Raw genomic sequence first — 18,860 nt, forward strand, 5'->3', positions numbered from 1 at the left:
CAGGTGTCTGGATTTGCTGTTCTGCGCTTCATCGCGCTTACCTTCCAATTTCTCCAAAGTGTTGTTGTGGCTGTATCCAGTGTGCTCTGCTGCGCTTGGCGAGGGACGGGTCAAATGACCCAATCCAGTACCTGTATTGTTGTCTGCATCACAGGAGGGTCATGAGTAACGAGGCAGTGACTGTTGGCTCCTCGGGGGGCCACAACCTAACCAGCTTCATTGGTCGACGCAATGAACTCGGAGCAGCAAGGGAGCTGATGTCACGCTCCCGTCTCCTGACGCTGACCGGCCCCGGTGGAGTCGGCAAAACCAGGCTTGCTGCGGAGCTTTCAGCCCGCACCCGGAAAGCCTTTCGGGACGGTGTATGGATCGTTGAACTTGCAGCCTTGGAAGACGCTTCGCTTGTGGCTTCGCAGATTGCCGCATCCCTGCGGCTGCCCGATCAGTCAAACAGGTCCCCCGCGGAGAGGCTTGCGGACTATGCACAGGACCGCCAACTGCTTCTGGTCCTGGATAACTGCGAACATCTGCTGGGTGAAGTGCCCGCCTTGGTGGCAAAACTCATGGACACTGCACCCCAATTGCGGGTGATAGCAACCAGTCGGGAGCCCCTGGGGATCTTCGGAGAACAGGTCTATCAAGTGCCGCCGCTCAGCGCCCCCTCTGCCGCAGATATCGAGGCCGGAACCATAGAGTCGTTTGAGTCCGTCCGGCTGCTGGTTGACCGCGCAAAGAGCGTCCATGCCGGATTCGAAATCACCGAAGGCAACAGGCAGGCAGTCGCCGAACTGTGCCGGATGCTGGATGGGATACCTCTTGCCATTGAGCTTGCGGCAGCAAGACTTCGCTCTGTCTCAGTGGTTCAGCTCGTTGAACGACTTGATCGTCGCTTTGAGATATTGACGGGTGGGAGCCGCGCGGCCATCGCCCGACAGCAAACCCTGAAGGCGGTGGTTGACTGGAGCTACGAGCTCTGCACCCGCGAAGAGCAAATGTTGTGGGCCAGGCTTTCCGTTTTTCCCGCCGGCTTCGATGTGGAAGCCGCAGAAGAAGTGTGCGGATTTGGCGAGATCAACAAGGCAGACGTCCTGGATCTTTTGGACCATCTTGTTGCAAAATCGTTGGTGGTTGCCGGGAACGTCATTGATCACGCATCCTCAAGCGACCAGCCGCGGCGGTACTGGCAACTGATGACTTTCCGCGAGTACGGAGCATCCTTACTTGAACGCCAGGGCGAAACGTCTGATCTACGCCGGCGGCAGCGGGATCATTACCTGGCCAAAGCCGCCGAAACCGTAGCAACATGGTGCGGTCCGGAACAGTCGAACCGGCTCGCCGCCGCACACCGGGACCATGCGAATATCCTCTCAGCCTTGGAATGGTCAGCAACCACCCCGGGTGAGGAAGTAGCCGGGATGGAGCTGGCGGCCCTGCTGAGGTACCACTGGATAGCCGGCGGAAAACTGTCCGACGGGCGTCGATGGCTCGAGCGGATGCTAACCCTTGCCACAGATATGACGCCTGAACGTGGAAATGCACTGTGGGTGGCAGCGTGGGTGGCTCTTCTTCAGGGTGATCGGGACCCGGCTCAAGCATTTCTGGTCGAAAGCCGTCAGATCGCCACAAACCTGGAGGACCCGGTTTTGGCCGCGCACGCTGATCACTGGCAAGCCTTGTGTGAGGTTCTAGGTGGCCGAATCGAGCTTGCCGTTGAGCTGTTCGGCAGAGCAGCAGCTGCCCATCGACTTCAAAACAACCACGCTTCCGAACTCACAGCGAGGTTCCTGCTGGCGTGGACCCAGATGTACGCGGGTCGGATCGAGGAGGCGTTGGCCACCTGCCAAGAGGTCCTGGCTGGAAGCAAAAAGCACGGGGAACGGTGGAGCCTTGCTTACGGCTACGCTGTGATGGGCCTCTGCCACTGGCACCTGGGCCAGCTCGATGACGCGCGGACATGCCAGATCAATGCATTGGAGATCCAGCGGGATTTTCATGACGGGCTATGCATCGCGCTCGTTGTAGAGCAAATGTCCTGGACGGCAGCTTCAAGCGGCCGGTTTGAAACAGCGGCCACCCTTCTTTGTGCGGCTCAGTCTGTTTGGAAAGGGATCGGCACCACGGTCTCCGCCTTCGGTCCCCTGGAAACGGACTTCGCGGAAACAACGGCCCGTATCCGGCACGGGCTGGGAGAGTCGCGCTTCCAAGAGATACTGAACGGCGGAGAGGCCATGTCCACGGACCATGCCGTAGAGCTTGCGTTGAACCTCGCCATGACGTCCTATGTTTCACCCGCCACACGCACCCTCGATGACGGCCGCCATGCTGCTCGCCGGGCCAAGAAGCCGGAATTCGCCAGCGCATACGCCACAGGAGGACCGACGCTGACTGAGCGGGAGGAACAAGTGGCAAATCTGGTAGCCCAAGGGCGGAGCAATAAGGAAATAGCCGCCGAACTGGTGTTGTCCCCCAGAACAGTCAGCGGACACATCGAACGCATTCTGTCCAAGCTCGGGTTTACCTCGCGCACCCAAGTAGCCAGCTGGATAGCCGGTCGCTCTTCCGGCCCGTAGTGGGAGAGCCTGTCTTCAGTTGCTGACGGGGGCTTGGGCTACTGCGTCGTCCTGATCTTCAACGTCCCAGCCTGCCCAGGGATAAGCCACAATACTCCCGGAAGCCGGGCGTCCGGGAAACCGTGGAGACGGGGACCGGGGCGTGGATGGCGAGACGAAGTGCAGTCCCGGTAATGTTCCGAGGCTGATGCCGATGGTGGTCATGGGGACTCCTCATTGAGTAAGGTACTGTGCCCGCTTCTGCGGGCGACTATGACCAGCGTGCGCTTTTTTGAACGAAGGAACAAATACCAATTACAACAATTGCCATAGCCCGGGCGTATGGCCGGCGCGCATAGGTTGGTAATATTGCAAACATTGTGCGGGCTCAGGTTTTTTCGCTACATTGTTCATCATCGGCTGCGCCCAGGCAGGGAAACCCATATTTCCTCCCCCACGGTTTTGGAAAGGTATCAAATGATTTACGAACATGCCGAACTCAGGATTAATCCCGGAACCGAAGAAGAGTTTCTCAAAGAGACTGCCGCAGTCAGGAGTCTGCTGCTGGCTGCCCGGGGTTGCCATTCGGTGGAATTACAAGCCAGCGTGGATATTCCGGGCACATATTTGCTGAGGGTGGGTTGGCAAAGCATCGAGGACCACACCGTTGTTTTTCCGGGCACAGCCCAAGCCGAAGATCTGTACAAAATTCTCATGGCGCACTGCGTCGAAGCACCCCATGTTGTTCATTTCAGCGGGCAGGACGTACTGAACCCCCAGTGACCCGGACCACATATGCCCCGCGCAGGCATGAAGCGGAGCACCCAGGCATCAACCGGGGCACTCCGCTTCCTCTGCTGCACTGCTGGAATCAAATCACTGGAACCGCAGCTCCAGCATCCTCGGCCGCCACTTCCTTGGCAGGACGTTGAGGTACCAAAAGCGCAATGAGGCTGATGATGCCGATTGCGACGATCAGGGCGGACACATAGATGGGGTCGTTGCCTCCCCGCGCTGCCAGTAGCGCAGTGGCCGCCAGCGGCACCAGGCCACCGCCCAAAGTCGCCGATACCTGATAAGCCAGTGATGCGCCCGTGTAGCGTGATTGCGCACCGAACATCTCGGAGATGAATGCGGCGGTGGGTCCGTAAACCATGGCTTGAAGCAGCGGGTTTCCAATCAGGAAAGCCAAGAACAACAAGACCAGATTGTCGGCGCCAATCATCAGCCAGAGCGGGTGAATCAGGACGATCATGCCGACGACTCCGGTGATCATCACCTTGCGTCGCCCGATCCTGTCCGACAAAGCCGCGAACATGGGGATGGTAAACACATGGATGACCTGGGTCGCCAGGCTGATCCACAGAACATCCGCGCGGCTATGTCCTGCGGCAACGGCATACGGCATGGCGAAGGTGGCCAATAGCGACTGGACCGCGAAGGCCATGATCGTTCCGAGGCAAGCGACCACCACCGCACGTGGGTATTTCCGGAGGACCTCCAGGAGCGGATGTACGCGGCGTCGTTGTGACGATGCCGCCTGCCGCTGTGCTTCCAGGAAGACGGGCGATTCTGCCACCTTGAGTCGCACGAAGAGTCCCACGCCCACCAGAACGGCGCTGAAGAGGAAAGGCACGCGCCATCCCCAGCTCATAAAGGACTCCTCCGGCAACAAACTGCTCAAGGTAAACACCACTGTGGCGAGGGCCGCGCCTGCGGGGCCGCCCATGTTGGCAAAGCTGGCGGAGAAGCCGCGCCGCTCAGGGGTTGAATGCTCCATGGCCATCAGCGCGGCACCGCCCCATTCGCCGCCCACGGCGATGCCTTGAATGATTCGAAGCAGAATCAACAGCAGTGGCGCCAACTGCCCGATCATCGCTTGCGTTGGCAGAAGCCCGATGCAGAAGCTCGCGCCTCCCATCATGAGCATGGTTAGGACGAGCATTCGTTTACGTCCAAGACGGTCCCCGAAGTGCCCAAAGATCAATCCGCCAACGGGTCTGGCAAGATAGCCCACGGCCAGGGTTGCGAACGATGCCACGATGCCCAGCGCCGGCGACATGTTGGCGAAGTAGAGAGGGGCGAACACCAGACTCGCCGCCAGCCCGTAGAGCAGAAAATCATAGAACTCTATCGCTGTGCCCATGAAGCTGGAGAAGAGCACCGTCTTCATTCGGCCGGACGTTTTAACAGACACTGAAAACTCCTTTGTTTGATGCGCGTTAAATTTCTTGGATGACCCCGGAGCCGAGGCCGGTACCGGCCTCGAGTCAGTAGGCCATCAAGAGGATCTGGTCCCGCCCGTACTGCAGGCCCGGGTGGTACTCACTGAGGTGGCGTTGCACCTGGAGGACAAGCTCATCGTCATCGCTCCCTTCAAGGAGGGAGCCGCAGGGGCATGAAACGTATCGACGGCGGTTGGTGGTCATGGCACTGGCACCGTTGCGATTACTGGCTCCAGGCCTGCCACAAGTCCCGGGAGTTGGTCCCACGCCACGGGTTGGCGAAGCTTGGCACGGAGAGAAACGAATTCCTGGCGCCGTTCGAAGGCCAGGACTCCGCTGACAAAATCACCTTCCCGGAAAAAGAACATCGATCCGTCATCACTCCGGCTGGAAAGGACTGGTTGCCCCGCCGTCTGATAGCCGGCCCACTGCACCCGTTGACCATGTTGGTCCGACCAGAAAAAGGGAACACTGACGAATGGCGCCAGCGGCGCCTTCTCGATGAAACTCACAGCATTCAGCCCTGCCGCCCGGCCTTGCTCGGCCGCCGTCGTCCAGTGCTCGATCCGCATGGTGGCGTCGAAGCGGCCATTGGGCCATCTCACGGCGTCGCCCGCCGCGAACACCCCCTGGCAACTTTGGAGGTAGCGGTCTGTGAGGATACCGTTTTCGAGCTCAATACCGGAAGAGGCCAACCATGAAACGGCGGGCCGGACCCCGATCCCCACCACGATTACGTCTGCGGCGACTTCACGACCGTCACTGAGTGTCAGGAATCGCCGGCCATTTCGTTCCACTGTGCCGGTTGCACCCACGCCAAAAAAGGTGTTTACCCCATTGATGCGGTGCAGATCTTCGTAAACAGTGGAAACGGCTTCTCCGAAGCGGATTAACGGATGCTCCGAGAGGTCGATCAGTGACACTGCACGCCCCGCGCCAGTAAGCGTGGATGCGAATTCCCCGCCGATGAAGCCCGCGCCGACAATGGCCACGGACCGCCCCGTATCCGCGAGGCTCCCACGCAGGGCCACTGAATCTTCGAAACGCCTCAACACGAAAACGTCGCTTTCGCCGCGGAAAACCGGTGGCATGATCGGTTCACAGCCCGTAGCGATCACGGCTGCGCGATAGAGGAGATCTCCCTGATCAGTGCTGATCACCCGGCGCCGTGGATCAAGGGCCGTGGCGCTTTGTCCCAACCGAAAATCCACACCCTGCTCCTGCAGAGCCCGCGCCGAAGGGTAGATCAGCGACTCGATATCGAGCTCACTGCTTAAGGGGATCTTGGAGAGCGGGGGCAGCTCATAAGGCAGGTGGTCTTCCGAACTGATGACCGTGACCTTCAATTCAGGCGCCCGGCGGCTGGCGGCTTCTGCTGCGCGGAGCGCCGCCGTCGAGCCCCCGATAATCGCTATGTCCGTGGTGTTGTGGAGCATGCCTGCACTTCCTGTCTCGTCTAAAAGTGAGCTGAATCACCGCTTTCCTCTACTGTGGGACTGGCGCTGATATTTCACAAATACCAAAATGTGACGCTTTGTATCTACGGAATATATGGCATGTTCTATGCGAGGTCACTCCCGTTCAGCGCGGCCGTGACAAGCCCGCGGATTCCCTCTTCGGTCAACGGCCGCGGGTTTGCGTACTGGTTACGGGTTGCCAGGTCAACAACCGTCTCGACGTCACTGTCGTCCAACCCGAGGCTGCGCAGTGAAGCCGGGGCGCCCAGTTCCACGCTCAGCCCCCGGATGTAGCGGGCCGGGTCCTGCGCTCCAGTGGCACGCTGCAGGGCCGCAATTGCCTCGGGGGCAAACGGGGCGTTGTAGTGCAGTGCGTATGGGAGCACTACCGTGTGTGTCTCAGCGTGGGGCAGGTTGAAGGTGCCCCCTAAAATGTGGCACAGCTTGTGGTGGAGGGACATTGTGGTGGCCCCCAACGTTGCTCCGCACAGCCAAGCACCGTAAAGGGCATCCGAACGGGCCTCGGGATGGCCCGGGTTTCCCGCAATCAATGGCAGGGCACTGATCATGGCGCGCGTTCCCTCCTCCGCCATCTGCGAGATGATGGGCGAGGCATCGGGTGCGTACAGGGCTTCCACCGCATGCGCTATGGCGTTGAAACCACTTGTAACGGACATCCCCACTGGCAACGTCAACGTCAGATCGGGATCGTAGATGACGCTTGTTGGCAAAACTTTTGGGTCACGGCCGGTCTTCTTCCCACCGTCGGCGGTGAGTCCCCAAATGGGGGTCATTTCCGATCCGGCATAGGTTGTAGGCACGGCAATAATGGGTGCGCCGAACTCCAAGGCAATGGCTTTACCCAACCCGGTGGTGGACCCGCCCCCCACTGCAACGTATCCGTCAGCATCAGCCGCTTTGGCTGCCGCACGGGCACGGTGTGCTGACTGGATAGGCACATGCATCTCCGCTTCGGCATGGACACCCGCACTCGCATCGCCCAGTTGCCGGGAGACGTCCCTGGCCAGCTCCTCCTGAAACGGGGTAGACAGAACCAACACCCGTTTAAGGCCCAGGGCTTCAACTTCTTCGGCGAGCTTCCTAATCGACCCTGAGCCGAAAACCACCCGCATCGGCAGTGCTTGATAGCTGAAATCCTTCATGAGGACACCTCTTCGTGGACATGGTCACTGTGATTGGGGGTGCGGAATTCGGGGTGCAGTCGAATGTCAACGACGCCCTCAACGAAGGGGGAACCCACACCGAATGCTGAGGCGGCCAGAGGGTCTTCGTTGGTGGTGAAGGGCGTTATGAGGCTTTCCTTAACCGCGAAGACAGCGTCGGAGTCAATGTATTCACTACCGCCTATGAAGATGTGGGTTGTCAGTTCCTTGAAACCCGGCGCAGAGACAATGAAATGGATGTGCGCGGGCCGGTAAGGGTGCCTGCCCGTGGCATCAAGCAGGTTTCCCACCGGTCCGTCGGTGGGAATCGGGTAGTAACTGGGAACAACACTTCGGAAAAAGAAGGCGCCGTCGTCGTCGGTGCTGAAGAGACCCCTGCCATTGCCAACGGTCTGAATGCCAGGCTGCTGAACGTCGTAGAAGCCTTTGGTATTGGCTTGCCACACGTCAATCCGCGCATTTGGAAGCGGACTGCCATCAACTGAAAGGACCCTCCCCCTGACCACGCACACCTCGCCGTCGCTCTCCGGTGAGATGTTCTCGCCAACGTTCCGGGCCGGGGACTCCACCATATGGAAGGGCCCCAGCACAGTGGAATCCGTTGCATCCGGAGTCTCGGCGTCATTGATGGTCTCCACCAACATGGAAACTCCCAGGACGTCGGAGAGCAAAATGAACTCCTGCCGGACGTCGTTGCACTTTTTACCGGTTGATGTGAGGAAGTTGATGGCCGCCTCCCACTCCGGGATGCTGGGGCTTATCTCACGGACAAAGTTGTGGAGGTGACGCGTCAAACTTTCCAGAATGACCTTAAGCCGTTCGTCCGAGGTGTTCTTGAAGCTGTCTATGACAGCCTCGGTCAGCGATTCCGGGCCGAGATCCGTGGTCATGGCTGACTTCCTTTCGATGTCTGCCCGGAATGGTCTCGAAGAAACGCCCTGAGCGCAGCCGCTGCCGCCCGGGGTTGCTCCAAGGGAAGAAAATGACCGCTCTTTTCGATCAGGACAAAGCGGGCATCCGGGAGTCCCTTGGCCAAATCTTCGCCCAGTTCCGGGGGTGTGATGGTGTCCTCCGCCGCTCCAACAACCAAAGTGGGGCAGTTGAGTCCCGCCAGGTCGTCCTGGCGGTCGTTGCGGTCCAAGACCGCAAGCTGCTGGTCGACGAAAACCCGTTCACCAAGATCCCGGGTCATGGTTTCCACAACCTTCAGGACCGCAGGGATTCCCCGGGATACGGCGGGGGCCGTGCGGCTGATGGCTTCCTGGAACCCTCCGGACTCCACAATGGACACAAGGTTCCGGGAGTTCTGCCGGCGGTCCTCGGGGGCGGCGATCGCGGAGGTGTTGAACAAAGCCAAGGCCTTGACGCGCCCCGTGTTCCTGAGCGCTATCTCCAGCGCGACGTAGCCTCCCATGGAGATCCCTACCAGCACAAACTCCCCGGGAGCCAAGGACAGGACGTGATCCGCCATGGCTTGGATGGTTTGCCCTTCGCCGCGAACCACCGTGCAGTCGAATTCCCCGTTGAGTTCATCGATGACCGGCTGCCATAGCCGGGAGTCGGCGCCCAAGGCGGGCAACATGATCAGTGGAACAGTCTTCATTTCAGGTCCTTCCTTGGTAATGGCGGCGGAGGTCATGACGCTGCCCCGTCGACGTGGAGCACGGTGCCGGAGGTAAAGGCGGCGGCGTCCGATACGAGGTAGGCCACAGCCGCGGCGATTTCGTGGCCGGTTCCGGGCCTGCCAACGGGAATTGCTGCAGAGGTGGCGGCCCTTTCCTGTGGCTCCATGGACTCGAACGAATCCCTGACCCGGCCGTTGGTGGGAAGGATCAACCCGGGGGCAACGGCATTGACGGTGATGCCGGTGCCGCCAAGGTCCTTGCCCAGCTGCTTTGTGAGGCTGACAATTCCACCCTTCGACGCCGCATAAGCCAAGCGGGCACCCACGGTTCCGGATGGGCCGGCAAGCCCGTCGGCTACCAGCGATGAGAAGTTCACGATGCGCCCGTAGCCGCGTTTCAGCATGACCGGAACCGCGTGCCGGGCGCACAGGAAGGTGCTGGTGAGGTTGCTCTCGATGACGGAGCGCCATACATCGCCGCTGAGTTCGGATAGTTCACGGACCACCGCCGTGCCGCTTCCCCCGGCAGCACAGACCACTGCATCAATGCGGCCGAATTCGGCCTCAATACGGGCGAACACCTCCGCAACCACGGCCTCGTCGGCAAGATTTCCGGTCAAAGTCAGCACCTTGGCTTGCGGGGCTCCGTGGTTCAATCGCGTAGCGGCTTCCTGAAGCGCTGGCTCGGACACATCAAGCAGCGCCAGATCGAAACCGTCGTCTGCCAGACGGTCTGCGATGTCATTTCCGAGTCCGCCACCTGCGCCAGTGATGACAGCAACCGGGCGATCATTCATAGGGTGACTCACGCTGAGCCCTCTTCTTCCTTGGTAGCCAGCGCGTGGGCGCCGGACGTGAAACGGTCCAGTATGGCGTGTGCGCGGCGGAGCACAGGAGCGTCCACCATGGACCCGTCAACAGTGGCCACACCTCCCCCGCTGTTGATGGATCCGACAACGCGCCGTGCCCACGCGACGTCATCGTCTCCGGGGTGGAAAATGTGGTGGACCACGGCAACCTGCCGGGGATGGATGAGGAGCTTTCCGGTCATCCCCAGCTCCATGGCAGCGCGCAAGTCCCGCGCCAGACCGGCGTCGTCGTCGTACTTTGTTGTGACGCCGTCCAGCGGTCCTGGCAGGCCGCTTGCACGGGAGGCCAGCACCAGGGTTGACCGTGCCATCAGCATGGCGCGCTGGTTGGGGTGGGCCTCAACGTCCGCCGCAAAGTCAAGCTCTCCGAAGGCCAGGCGGGCCACACCGCGGGCACCGGCCAGCGACGTTGCTGCCAGGACTCCCGCAGCGGACTCCACCAGTGCAATGACGGGGCTACCCAGCGTTTCATGGACACTGGTAATCTGCGCGGGGCGCTCCGCTTTGGGCACCATGACCCCCAGGAGACCGGCGAGCCCCTTCAGCGGAGTAACGTCCTGCCCTGACCTGATCCGCACCACGGCCTGGCCAGTGGCCCCCAACCACGTAGTGACCTCTTGCAAGGCCACGCCCTGGTTCACGCCGTTCACCGCGTCTTCGAGATCCAGTACCACGACATCAGCGCCTGATTGCTCGGCTTTCCCGAAACGCTCAGGCCGGTCACCAGGGACAAAGAGAAAAGAACGGGCATCCTGAAGTTTCTTCCAATGACTCATGATGTTTCCAGCACTCCGAACTCTGCCAGTACGCGCTCCGTGTGTTCGCCGACTTCCGGCACGGCGCCCATCACAGGCTCCTGCCCCACGAAGGTGGCAGGAGGAATGAGTGCCTTCAAGGGTCCAACCGGTGAATCGTAGTTGCGCCACCGGTTGCGTGCCTTCAGCTGGGGATGGTCCGCGAAGCCGCGCATATCCCGCAACAACGCGTTGGCGATGCCGGCTTGTTCCAACAGGTCCAGCACGTCCTCAGCCGAGTATCCGGTGAGGGCCTCCTCAATGGCCGAGGTGAGGTCGGAACTGTGCAAAACGCGCAGGGAATTACGCGCGAAGCGCTCGTCCAGTGCAAGCTCGGCGCGCCCCAGCACACGTTCGCAGAACGTTGCCCACTCCCGTTCGTTCTGAATCCCCAGGAAGACCTGCCGGGAATCACCGCAGGTGAAGGGGCCGTAAGGAGCGATTGCAGCATGGGAAGAGCCGGTCCGCTGAGGCGGCGCATCACCGTACACCGCGTAGTTCATGGGATAACCCATCCATTCACCGAGCGCCTCAAGCATGGACAATTCGATGGTTGCCCCCTCGCCGGTCTGCCCTCGCTGGAGCAGCGCAGTAAGAATTCCTGAATAGGCGTACATTCCCGAGGCAATGTCCGCAATGGAAATCCCTACTTTGGACGGTGTCTGGTCGGTGCCCGTTATGGACACCAGTCCCGCCTCGCACTGCACCAACAGGTCGTACGCTTTCTTGGATGAATAGGGGCCGTCCGCGCCGTAGCCTGAAATGGACACATGTATCAGCTCGGGCCGCTCCGCCCGCAGGGCCTCCGCGCCCAGTCCCAAGCGCTCCGCAGCGCCAGGGGCAAGATTCTGGATGAAGATGTCAGCGTTCCGGACCAACTCGTGTACCGCACGATTTCCCTCGGTGCTCTTAAGATCCAGGGCCACTGACTCCTTGGACCGGTTCAACCACACAAAGTGACTCGCCATGCCTTTGACGGTTTCGTCATATCCACGGGCAAAGTCACCCGCTCCGGGCCGTTCAATCTTGATGACCCTTGCACCAAGGTCGGCGAGCTGACGGGTGGCAAACGGTGCTGCCACTGCCTGCTCAAGAGAGACGACAGTAACGCCGCTCAGAGGAAGCATGATAAAACTCCTAAAAGTAATGGTGCCGGCTTGCAGACGGAGGCAGATGCGTTTTACGTCAATGAACAAGCGACGGCGTTTCAAGCGTTTTGGTGAAGAACAGAACCTCTGCTGCCAAGTCGGGATCGTTGCCCATCCGCCGGAACAATTCCAAGTCACCGTCCCTCTGAACCGGGTCAGAGGAGTGGAAGATCAGCCGCTTGTTCGCGGTGGCTCGGGGACTGGCCTTATCAATAAAAGCGGAGCGGCGTAGTTCCGAGTAGGCATCCAGGACGGATTCTCCTGCTCGTCCTGCAATGACTGCTCCCAGTGCTTCGTTCAGAACATAAGAGTCAAACAGGCCCATGGTCAGGCCGAAACCGCCTGTCGGGTTGGTTGCATGGGCAGCATCACCGGCAAGGAGAACGCGGCCAACCCGGTAGGTTGGAGCACTGCGCTGGTGCATCCGGTAAGGCGCAATGGCATCCAACGTGATGCCTGCAGCCACCTCAGGGCCAAAAATCTGCTCCAAAAACCGCGGCAACCGCTCCACGACTCCCTCTTCCGGGAGCACTGCGTCCTCCATATAGGTGTACCGCCAGAGCCCATGCGGGCCCGAATTGTCGATCTTGACGATGATTGCCCCCAAGACGTCGTCCACATAGAACGTCGTTTGGGCCCACCCTTTCCGGTCATCGGGAAACCGGATATTGGCCGCGACAAAGCGCTCTGGCCACGTAAAGCCTTCAAAAGGAAGATTCAGTGCGTTGCGCACCGCGGATCCGGCTCCGTCAGCACCGATCAGCCATGGCGCCCGCAGCCGGACAGGATTTCCATCGTGTTCAGCTGCGACTCTGACCGCAGATTCGTCCTGGGAAATCCCAGTGATCTTATGTCCCCACAAGACACGTGCATTGGGAAGTTGTTCAAGGTGGCGGAGAATGATCCTGGCCAGCGCGCCTTGCCCAAGGTGGAGGTTATGCGGGTGCTTTACACGCCCCTCCAGGGCCTTCAAACCGTAGTGGATCGTCTCGCCCGTGTCCCGGACGTGATGGGCATAGTCCTGTTTCAGGAATCCCGCCTGGGTGGCGTCATCATAAAGCCCAAGCCGTTCCAAGCCATCCAGGGTGGACCAGTGGTAGAGAATCGCCCGCGGGGCGTCGTTCGGCTCGGAAGAGCGTTCGACGACGGTAACGTCCAGCCCCTGCTGCGCCAGGCCCAGTGCATTGAGCAGACCAGTAGGACCGGCCCCGGCCACAATGACCTGTTGCTCGTATTCCATGTTGCCTCCGTTGTAAACCCTGTGACGTGACGTCAGCGTCACCTCCTTCACTAACCGTGATCCACCGGGCGTCATACTTCAAATACCAATTTGTAGGGGTTTCCATATACTGAATGGATGGATCTTCGAAACGTTCGGTACTTCATTGCCGTGGCCGAGAACGGCTCCATTACTGAGGCATCCAATGCCTTGCGCATATCCCAGCCGCCGTTGAGCATGGCCATGGCCAAACTCGAGAAGGAGCTGGGAGTGACCCTGTTTGACAGGAAGCCCCGGGGGATCGAACTGACGGCTGCGGGCGAGTACCTGCACCACGCCGGCCGCCGGCTCCTGGCTGAAGAGCGCAGGATCTCGGACACTCTCAAGTCCATGGGTCAGGGGCTTGCGGGCGAACTGCACCTTGGGTGCGAACCGATGTGCCTATGGCGGATCGGCAGTACCAAAATTTCCCAGTTCCTCTCGATATATCGCAATGTGACCCTCGATCTCACAGACGCCAATCCCAGGGTGCAACTGGACCGGCTCGCTGATGGCACACTCGACCTGGCCATCATGCCGATCGTGGCCGAGGAGCCGCTGCAGGCCGTCAACGGGGTGCATTTTGATGTCACAGTGGTGGACGAGCTGCCCCTGACGCTGATCGCCCCCAAGGCCTGGGGCTTGGATGAATCCGAACCCTTGGATGTGGCGTCACAGAAAGATTCCACGTGGATCCTTCCGGCGCGGATTCCCGGCGTGCGCATTCTCTGGCGCATTTGGGCCGATAAATTTGCACCATCCGGAGCGGCCCCCACCGAGGTAATTCAAGTGCCTACCGTCATGACCGCCGCGCAACTGGTGGGGGCCGGCGTCGGGGTTTCGTTGTCCAGCCTGGAAATGGCCCGCCTGCATCCCGACGTAGCCCGGGTTCCTGTGGTGGGCGGATGGCCTAACGTCCCGATCGCCATCGTGCGGCGCAAGGAAGGAATCGTCACGCCAATCGCGGAGCGATTTGTCGAGCTGTTTCAGGGTGACTGAGCAGTCAGGGCAGCTCGACCAACGACAAGCGGTATATATCCTGTAGATGGATACCCCGCAATATTGGTATTTGTGAAATACCTCGAACAGCAGCAATCTGGACCATGAACCATTTGAATGGTCGCTGCACCCCTTGCCCGGATAGCCGGGCCGCAACGGCCCAAGGATTTACGAGGAAGGGCATCCCCATGATCAAAGTCAACGTGGACCTGCAACGCTGCGATGCCAATGGCACCTGCGCAGCCTTAATGCCGGACGTGTTCCAGATCGAAAAAGACGGAACCCTGGTACAGCTGGCATCAGAGGTCCAGGATGATCGCGAAAACGATCTTGAAGAAGTGATTCTTTGCTGCCCGATGGGAGCGATCTCACGGTCATGACCGCCACAGTGCCAACCTTCGAGCTCTTCTCCCCGCACGCTGCGGATCACGCCGGCGGTGCGCTGGCCCAAGGGGGAATCGCGGCCGGTTCCGACGGTTACGCCGTCCTCTCCTACCAACTTGCCACCGAGGTGCTGCGCAATCCCCGGTTCGCCAACTCAGCATTGAGGCTGATGGAAGAATTTGGCATCAGCAACGGTCCCGTCCATGGATTCCGGGCGCGGAGCATCATCATGCAGGACGGGGCGCAGCAACTACGGTTGCGTACTCCACTCGCCCGCTTCATGGGCCCGGCAACAGTCCAGAACACCCGTGAGGTGCTTACGGAGATCGTGCGGGGGATCTTCAACGATGTGGACGACACGAAACCGATGGACTTCCATTCCAGCGTAGATCGCAGAATCCCCTCCTTGGTCTACTGCCACCTGGCCGGAGCTCCGCAAAGCGACGCGCCCATGGTCCAGGAGTTGTCCGAGCGGACGTTGGCCCTATTGGCCAGGGATCCCAGTCTTAAACCCGACATCCTCGCGGCGTACGACGAACTGTTCCAGTACCTTCAGGATCTGATGCAGCGCAAACGACAAGCGGGCTTGGGCGAGGACATGCTGTCCCATCTGATGACGCTCGCCGACGACGGCAAACTCACCGCCCAGGAACTCTTTGACGAAGCGACGTCCATGCTCGAGGCAAGCTCCGTGAATACAGGACACCAAATCGGCCTGGTGGTGTGGAACCTGCTGGGCAACCGTGAAGTCTGGCGTGAGATCGTAGCCGATCCTTCATGGATACCCGCTGCGGTCATGGAAGCACTTCGCCTCTACCCCCGGACAGGTGTGATCAGCAAGATCGCCGAAGAGGAAATCGAGGTGGGCGGCACCACCATCCCGGCGGGGGCCGACGTACACGTTGCCGTATGGTCCGCCAACCGGGACCCGGAACGTTTTGAGAAGCCCGGTGAGTTCATTCTGGGCAGGGAGCGGAACCAGCCACTGACGTTCAGCACCGGCCCACACAACTGTCTTGGCCAAGGACTCGCAAAAGTGGAAATCGAGGAAGTCGTGGCTTACCTGGCCCGCCATTATCCCAACGCCCGCGTGATTGACGATGCCACGAAGATCACCCGGACGGCCGGCCGCTGGACCATCAAGCAACTCACCATTGATCCCGGCACCCGGGCTGAGGACACCCATGTCATCTGAGAACCCCGCCCCGGAGTCGCTGACGGAAATACTCTCTGCACACTGGTCCGGAACGACCTTCCATGACCTCCCGCCTGAGGTGGTGTCCACCATGAAGGACCACATCCTGGACACGTTGGCGGTGGCGATGGCAGGCATCCCGTCAGAGGAGTCCCGTCGCGTGCGGCATGCACTGTCCGGTATGTCCAACGGCGGCCCCTGCCTTGTGTGGGGCACCCGCGAACGGCTTAATCCCGCCCACGCGGCGCTTGCCAATGGGACTTCCGCCCATGCCAGGGATTTCGACGACGGCGGCGGCCCGGGACACGCCGGCTCAGCAACCCTTCCGGCAGCGATTGCTGCTGCCGAACTTCTAGGATCCAGCGGCCGGGACCTCATAGTCGCCGCGTGCGCCGGATACGACATCAGTTACCGGCTTTTGCAGGGAGTCGGCGGATTCGCCGCCCATACCGATCGCGGCTGGCACTCTACCGGAACCTTCGGCACCTTCGCGGCTGCCGCCGCGTGCGCGAAGATTTTGGGGCTGGACCCCGCTGCATTCGCCAATGCTTTGGGAATTGCGGGTTCCTTTACCGGGGGAATTTGGGCATTCATCGAGGACGGTGCGTGGACCAAAAGGCTGCATCCGGGTAAAGCAGGCGAATCAGGCATTGACGCGGCCTTCCTGGCGAGGGCGGGCATCACCGGCCCGCATCAGGTCTTTGAGGCACCGTGGGGTGGAATCATAGCCACCTATGCCGGCGGTAGGGGTTTTCCGGAACGGGTTACTGCCGGACTGGGCCGGATCTTCAACGTCTCCACTTCCTATCTGAAGCCATATGCCTGCTGCAGGGGAAGCCATTCGACAATCGATGCCGTGATGCAGCTGATCTCGGAGCGGAACCTGCAGCCCTCCGATGTCAGCAGCGTCACTGTCACCGCGGGGACAACTGCCATCAACATGCTCACCGTTGATCCCATAGAAACCGTGTTCGACGCTCAGTTCAGCCTGCCGTACGCCATCAGCGTGGCACTGGAAAACCGTTCAGTGGGGCTGGACCAGTTCGATCCACCCCGAATATCGGAACCCCGCATCCAGGAAACCTTCGCCAAGATCTCCATGGTGTTGGACCCCTCAATCGAACTTGAAGACGGACCTCGCCTTGAGTTCGAGCTGACGTCCGGTGAAAGAATCACGCTCCTTGCCGGAAACCCGACCGATGCCAAGGGGTCTGAAAAGAACCCCATGACCCATGCCGAGGTGGTCGCAAAAGCACGGTCCCTCCTCCGCCCCTACGGCAACGAGGCCACCGCCCAGCTCATCGAGGCAGTGGAAAACCTGGATTCCGAGCCCACCCTTGACAACCTGGTCAGCGCCTTGGGCGCCACACCCCTAGCCAATTGGAGAGAGACCCACCATGACACCAACAACCTTGACCGAGCGGGTCGTGCGCACTGAAGTCATCGCTTCTGAGCCGGTAGAGGCCCTGGCTGCCGCACTGGACATCGACGTCCCTTTCACCCAAGGCACGTCCGTCCCCCCACTCTGGCATTGGCTCTATTTGTTGGAGCGGAACCGCCACAGTGAACTCGGTCCGGACGGACATCCCACCGTAGGCATTCCTGCGCCCCCCGGTCCCGGACGGCGCAGGATGTTCGCCGGAGGGCGCGTCTCAACCTTCGGTCATCTGACCGTTGGAACGCCGGCTACAAAAGTCATCTCCATCGCAGGCTCCGTTGAGAAGACGGGCCGGACCGGACCACTGACGTTCACCACGGTCCGTCATGAAGTCTTCCAAAACAACCAGCTGGTCATCCGTGAAGAACAGGACATCGTGTACCGGGCTCCTGGCAAAGGATCGCTCCCTGCCCCGCAATCCCCTCCTGCGCCTCCGGCGGGTCCGGTGCTGAGTCAAGCTGCCGATGAACGCCTGCTGTTCAGGTTCTCCGCACTCACGTACAACGCGCACAGAATCCACTACGACCTCGATTGGTGCCTGAACGAGGGGTACGACGGGCTGGTGATTCACGGCCCGCTGCTGGCGCTGATGATGGGCGAGCACATGCGCCGTGAGGGCATCGGATTGTTGGGCAAAACTTTCAGCTACCGGCTTGCCTCCCCCATGACCAAGCCGCAGACCTTCTCCATTGTGCCTGGCCCGGACGGCTTGGAGAAGGGCGCGGAAGCCCGCAGTGCCGACGATGCAATTTGTGCGATCAGCACCCTGTCCGAGGTCTGAAAGAGGCAACCCCCGGAGGGGATCACCACCCGGTTCCCGGTGCGGATTTCACCATCTGCCCGTCAGCCACCGTTGGATTGGTGGATCCCCTCCGCAAGCGCCGTGAAGGTATGGATCCAGCCGCCCGCTTTGCCACTGGCAGTAACGTAGGCGTCCTTCGTTCCAGGCTTGATCGCAATGTTGGTAGCTGACAATATCTCGCCCCCTTTGGACGGAATGGTGATGGTGGCTGTTTGTTGTCCTGTGGCGTCGAAGACAATAATCGCCGCCCGGTTGTGAAATCCGACGTAGAGATTCCCATCAGCGTCAACGGCCAAGGAATCGATTTGGCCCATGCCCGCGCTGACGTGGATCGCCGGATGAGCTGTGCTTACTCCACGGCCATCGTCGGTCAACTGGATGTAATCGATCTGGTTTGCGGTGTTCAGGCTCATCCACAACCCGTCAAACCCGGGTGTAAAGGCGACTCCGTTCGGGGAGGCCAACCGATCCGCCAGCACCGTTGGCTCGGCCGTGGCACCATCAATGCGAATCAGCCTTCCCTGCGGTTTCCAATATGGTTCCCGGGCTCCCGCAGCATCCGTCACATAAAGGTTGCCCGCACGGTCGAAGCTGATGTCGTCCGCGTGCAGCGTCGCCCCGTTGACGGGACCGGAATGGAACACCTGCCGGTCCTTGCCCTCAGGGGTCATGCTGATGATGGTGCCCAGGTAGTCCGTCAGGTAGAGGCGCCCATCGCGGGGGCTGAATTGGGCCGATGTGACAGCACTGGTGCCGTCCGTGAAAATGGTCCTCTTCTCCAATGAGTCCACGTCGAGAGCCATGACCTTTGGCGCCCCTGGCGGTGCCGTCACGTCCACAAAATAGAGGTCACCGTCAGGACCCACCACGGGCCCCTCCAACAGCGTCATTCCGGTGGATGGGTGCACCGATGTGACGTTTGCCAGAGCCTTGG

The 18,860-nt window shown here is 60.5% G+C and carries 19 protein-coding genes; 8 read left to right on the forward strand and 11 right to left on the reverse strand.

Features of this window, described 5'->3' with window-relative positions:
* The first annotated feature begins 161 nt into the window (after positions 1-161).
* Positions 162-2,570, forward strand: a complete 2,409-nt coding sequence (locus BACI9J_RS11205; protein WP_159734445.1) for a LuxR C-terminal-related transcriptional regulator — start codon at positions 162-164, stop codon at positions 2,568-2,570.
* A gap of 15 nt (positions 2,571-2,585) precedes the next feature.
* Here BACI9J_RS11205 and BACI9J_RS11210 read toward each other — a convergent pair whose 3' ends face one another.
* Positions 2,586-2,774, reverse strand: a complete 189-nt coding sequence (locus BACI9J_RS11210) for a hypothetical protein (RefSeq protein WP_159734446.1) — start codon at positions 2,772-2,774, stop codon at positions 2,586-2,588.
* A gap of 252 nt (positions 2,775-3,026) precedes the next feature.
* Between BACI9J_RS11210 and BACI9J_RS11215 the strand changes: the two genes are divergently transcribed.
* Entirely contained in the window at positions 3,027-3,332 is a 306-nt protein-coding gene (locus BACI9J_RS11215) for an antibiotic biosynthesis monooxygenase family protein (RefSeq protein ID WP_159734447.1), read from the forward strand.
* An 88-nt stretch (positions 3,333-3,420) separates the two neighbouring features.
* Here the strand turns inward: BACI9J_RS11215 and BACI9J_RS11220 are convergent, their stop codons facing one another.
* On the reverse strand, positions 3,421-4,746 hold the full coding sequence (locus tag BACI9J_RS11220; RefSeq protein WP_201296563.1) for an MFS transporter: 1,326 nt from the start codon (positions 4,744-4,746) through the stop codon (positions 3,421-3,423).
* A gap of 34 nt (positions 4,747-4,780) precedes the next feature.
* On the opposite strand from BACI9J_RS11220, the gene BACI9J_RS11225 reads away from it, so the two are divergent.
* Positions 4,781-4,951, forward strand: coding sequence for a hypothetical protein (locus tag BACI9J_RS11225; RefSeq protein WP_159734448.1), 171 nt, complete (start codon positions 4,781-4,783; stop codon positions 4,949-4,951).
* 23 nt (positions 4,952-4,974) lie between these two features.
* Here the strand turns inward: BACI9J_RS11225 and BACI9J_RS11230 are convergent, their stop codons facing one another.
* The 8 genes from BACI9J_RS11230 to BACI9J_RS11265 all read right to left on the reverse strand — a co-directional run bounded on the left by BACI9J_RS11230 (position 4,975) and on the right by BACI9J_RS11265 (position 13,090).
* On the reverse strand, positions 4,975-6,210 hold the full coding sequence (locus tag BACI9J_RS11230; RefSeq protein ID WP_159734449.1) for an NAD(P)/FAD-dependent oxidoreductase: 1,236 nt from the start codon (positions 6,208-6,210) through the stop codon (positions 4,975-4,977).
* Between the two features lie 125 nt (positions 6,211-6,335).
* Positions 6,336-7,394, reverse strand: a complete 1,059-nt coding sequence (locus BACI9J_RS11235) for a maleylacetate reductase (protein ID WP_159734450.1) — start codon at positions 7,392-7,394, stop codon at positions 6,336-6,338.
* A complete protein-coding gene (locus tag BACI9J_RS11240) occupies positions 7,391-8,305 on the reverse strand; it encodes a dioxygenase family protein (RefSeq protein WP_159734451.1) in 915 nt (304 codons plus the stop codon). Before BACI9J_RS11240 ends, BACI9J_RS11235 begins: the two co-directional genes overlap by 4 nt.
* The gene (locus BACI9J_RS11245) at positions 8,302-9,018 is read right to left on the reverse strand and encodes an alpha/beta fold hydrolase (protein WP_159734452.1); all 717 of its coding nucleotides are present in this window, start codon (positions 9,016-9,018) and stop codon (positions 8,302-8,304) included. Before BACI9J_RS11245 ends, BACI9J_RS11240 begins: the two co-directional genes overlap by 4 nt.
* Before the next feature lie 32 nt (positions 9,019-9,050).
* On the reverse strand, positions 9,051-9,836 hold the full coding sequence (locus BACI9J_RS11250; protein WP_159734453.1) for an SDR family oxidoreductase: 786 nt from the start codon (positions 9,834-9,836) through the stop codon (positions 9,051-9,053).
* Between the two features lie 8 nt (positions 9,837-9,844).
* The gene (locus tag BACI9J_RS11255; RefSeq protein WP_159734454.1) at positions 9,845-10,684 is read right to left on the reverse strand and encodes an HpcH/HpaI aldolase/citrate lyase family protein; all 840 of its coding nucleotides are present in this window, start codon (positions 10,682-10,684) and stop codon (positions 9,845-9,847) included.
* Positions 10,681-11,829, reverse strand: a complete 1,149-nt coding sequence (locus BACI9J_RS11260; protein ID WP_159734455.1) for a CaiB/BaiF CoA transferase family protein — start codon at positions 11,827-11,829, stop codon at positions 10,681-10,683. The genes BACI9J_RS11255 and BACI9J_RS11260 overlap by 4 nt, the downstream gene beginning before the upstream one ends.
* Before the next feature lie 58 nt (positions 11,830-11,887).
* Entirely contained in the window at positions 11,888-13,090 is a 1,203-nt protein-coding gene (locus BACI9J_RS11265; RefSeq protein ID WP_159734456.1) for an FAD-dependent oxidoreductase, read from the reverse strand.
* 117 nt (positions 13,091-13,207) lie between these two features.
* Between BACI9J_RS11265 and BACI9J_RS11270 the strand changes: the two genes are divergently transcribed.
* The 5 genes from BACI9J_RS11270 (at position 13,208) to BACI9J_RS11290 (ending at position 17,905) form a co-directional block, all read left to right on the forward strand.
* On the forward strand, positions 13,208-14,107 hold the full coding sequence (locus BACI9J_RS11270) for a LysR family transcriptional regulator (protein WP_159734457.1): 900 nt from the start codon (positions 13,208-13,210) through the stop codon (positions 14,105-14,107).
* Between the two features lie 188 nt (positions 14,108-14,295).
* Positions 14,296-14,487, forward strand: a complete 192-nt coding sequence (locus BACI9J_RS11275) for a ferredoxin (protein ID WP_035760629.1) — start codon at positions 14,296-14,298, stop codon at positions 14,485-14,487.
* Positions 14,484-15,686, forward strand: coding sequence for a cytochrome P450 (locus BACI9J_RS11280; RefSeq protein ID WP_159734458.1), 1,203 nt, complete (start codon positions 14,484-14,486; stop codon positions 15,684-15,686). Before BACI9J_RS11275 ends, BACI9J_RS11280 begins: the two co-directional genes overlap by 4 nt.
* Positions 15,676-17,124: an MmgE/PrpD family protein gene (locus BACI9J_RS11285; RefSeq protein ID WP_159734459.1), complete on the forward strand. Its 1,449-nt coding sequence runs from the start codon at positions 15,676-15,678 to the stop codon at positions 17,122-17,124. Before BACI9J_RS11280 ends, BACI9J_RS11285 begins: the two co-directional genes overlap by 11 nt.
* Complete coding sequence (locus BACI9J_RS11290; protein ID WP_159734460.1) at positions 17,084-17,905, forward strand: mesaconyl-C4 CoA hydratase; 822 nt, start codon at positions 17,084-17,086, stop codon at positions 17,903-17,905. The genes BACI9J_RS11285 and BACI9J_RS11290 overlap by 41 nt, the downstream gene beginning before the upstream one ends.
* Positions 17,906-17,967: 62 nt before the next feature.
* Here the strand turns inward: BACI9J_RS11290 and BACI9J_RS11295 are convergent, their stop codons facing one another.
* Positions 17,968-18,834 (reverse strand): SMP-30/gluconolactonase/LRE family protein, encoded by an 867-nt coding sequence (locus BACI9J_RS11295; protein ID WP_201296564.1) that lies wholly within the window; start codon positions 18,832-18,834, stop codon positions 17,968-17,970.
* Positions 18,835-18,860 lie beyond the last annotated feature (26 nt).

Source organism: Arthrobacter sp. 9V (assembly GCF_902506065.1).
In the GTDB taxonomy this organism is placed as follows: Bacteria; Actinomycetota; Actinomycetes; order Actinomycetales; family Micrococcaceae; genus Arthrobacter.

Excerpts from the sequence above, each read along its gene's own strand:
- BACI9J_RS11205 (WP_159734445.1), top strand. The coding sequence starts at position 162 with ATGAGTAACGAGGCAGTGACTGTTGGCTCCTCGGGGGGCCACAACCTA.
- BACI9J_RS11210 (WP_159734446.1), bottom strand. The coding sequence starts at position 2,774 with ATGACCACCATCGGCATCAGCCTCGGAACATTACCGGGACTGCACTTC.
- BACI9J_RS11215 (WP_159734447.1), top strand. The coding sequence starts at position 3,027 with ATGATTTACGAACATGCCGAACTCAGGATTAATCCCGGAACCGAAGAA.
- BACI9J_RS11230 (WP_159734449.1), bottom strand. The coding sequence starts at position 6,210 with ATGCTCCACAACACCACGGACATAGCGATTATCGGGGGCTCGACGGCG.
- BACI9J_RS11235 (WP_159734450.1), bottom strand. The coding sequence starts at position 7,394 with ATGAAGGATTTCAGCTATCAAGCACTGCCGATGCGGGTGGTTTTCGGC.
- BACI9J_RS11240 (WP_159734451.1), bottom strand. The coding sequence starts at position 8,305 with ATGACCACGGATCTCGGCCCGGAATCGCTGACCGAGGCTGTCATAGAC.
- BACI9J_RS11245 (WP_159734452.1), bottom strand. The coding sequence starts at position 9,018 with ATGAAGACTGTTCCACTGATCATGTTGCCCGCCTTGGGCGCCGACTCC.
- BACI9J_RS11250 (WP_159734453.1), bottom strand. The coding sequence starts at position 9,836 with ATGAATGATCGCCCGGTTGCTGTCATCACTGGCGCAGGTGGCGGACTC.
- BACI9J_RS11255 (WP_159734454.1), bottom strand. The coding sequence starts at position 10,684 with ATGAGTCATTGGAAGAAACTTCAGGATGCCCGTTCTTTTCTCTTTGTC.
- BACI9J_RS11260 (WP_159734455.1), bottom strand. The coding sequence starts at position 11,829 with ATGCTTCCTCTGAGCGGCGTTACTGTCGTCTCTCTTGAGCAGGCAGTG.
- BACI9J_RS11265 (WP_159734456.1), bottom strand. The coding sequence starts at position 13,090 with ATGGAATACGAGCAACAGGTCATTGTGGCCGGGGCCGGTCCTACTGGT.
- BACI9J_RS11270 (WP_159734457.1), top strand. The coding sequence starts at position 13,208 with ATGGATCTTCGAAACGTTCGGTACTTCATTGCCGTGGCCGAGAACGGC.
- BACI9J_RS11275 (WP_035760629.1), top strand. The coding sequence starts at position 14,296 with ATGATCAAAGTCAACGTGGACCTGCAACGCTGCGATGCCAATGGCACC.
- BACI9J_RS11280 (WP_159734458.1), top strand. The coding sequence starts at position 14,484 with ATGACCGCCACAGTGCCAACCTTCGAGCTCTTCTCCCCGCACGCTGCG.
- BACI9J_RS11285 (WP_159734459.1), top strand. The coding sequence starts at position 15,676 with ATGTCATCTGAGAACCCCGCCCCGGAGTCGCTGACGGAAATACTCTCT.
- BACI9J_RS11290 (WP_159734460.1), top strand. The coding sequence starts at position 17,084 with ATGACACCAACAACCTTGACCGAGCGGGTCGTGCGCACTGAAGTCATC.